Below are 1,011 nucleotides of genomic sequence, written 5' to 3'. Positions count from 1 at the left end.
CGTTATCATGGCAATTGCCTCGACGACTCATGCTACCTTCCAAACCATGAGCACTCAGAAATTCATTCCAATCATGGCTCGTGTATTGGCTTCCCTGATCTGAGTGAACCAGTACTTTGCCATCAAGTTTACGACGCCATACCGCCATCAATAAGGCGTCTAACGCAAGTTCTTTGGTGATCCTGTTGCCCATTGACCAACCAATAATGCGACGTGAAAACAAGTCCATCACTGCGCCAAGATAGAGCCAACCTTCATGTGTTTTGATGTACGTAATATCCGTTACCCACGCTTTGTTCGGCGCTAAGGGATTGAATTGCCGTTCTAAACGATTTGGCGTTACAACATGCTGCTCACCACTACGAGCTCTAGGCTTGCGATAGCCAACTTGCGCTCGCAAGCCTGCTCGCTGCATCAGGCGATGCACACGATTAATACCGCATTGCTCACCAAGGTCACGTAGATCTCGATGGAGTTTGCGGTATCCATAGACTCCACCAGACTCAAGCCAACACTGTTTGAGTTGACCAGTCAGCCGGTCATTATCGCGTTGCCGCTTCGACTTGGCGCAACTTCTCCACGCGTAATACCCGCTCGGATGAACATCAAACAGCCGACACAGTTGTCGCACAGAGTGGCTGTGATGATGCTCTTGGATAAAGGCGTATCTTACTCGGGGTGGCTTGCGAAGTACGCCGCGGCTTTTTTTAACAGGTCACGTTCTTCAGTAACGCGCTTAAGCTCTTTTTGTAGTCGTCGGATTTCGGCGGACTCAGCAGACTGCTGAAGGTGTTCCGCGGAATCAGGACCATAGCGCTTAATCCAGGCATAAAGACTATGAGTGGTGGTACCTAAACGCTGAGCAACGTCAGCAACAGAATGGCCGGCAACAGTGACTTGTTTAACCGCTTCGATTTTGAATTGTTCGGGGTAACGTTTATGGCTCATGGACACCTCTTTTTTAGCTAGTTTATCTAACTAAAAGGTGTCTAGGAAATCAGTGGCGATTCA

The 1,011-nt window shown here is 48.9% G+C and carries 1 pseudogene; it reads right to left on the bottom strand.

The features are described 5' to 3' along the window. A pseudogene (locus tag J3L11_RS18835) lies at positions 1 to 948 on the bottom strand (IS3 family transposase); the annotation flags it as partial. Between the last annotated feature and the right edge of the window lie 63 nt (positions 949 to 1,011).

Origin of the sequence: Shewanella sp. 4t3-1-2LB (genome assembly GCF_017368415.1) — a bacterium.
Lineage (GTDB): Bacteria > Pseudomonadota > Gammaproteobacteria > Enterobacterales > Shewanellaceae > Shewanella > Shewanella fodinae.
Note: the sequence above shows the minus strand (reverse complement) of the source record. Positions and strands in the feature narration are given on the sequence as shown.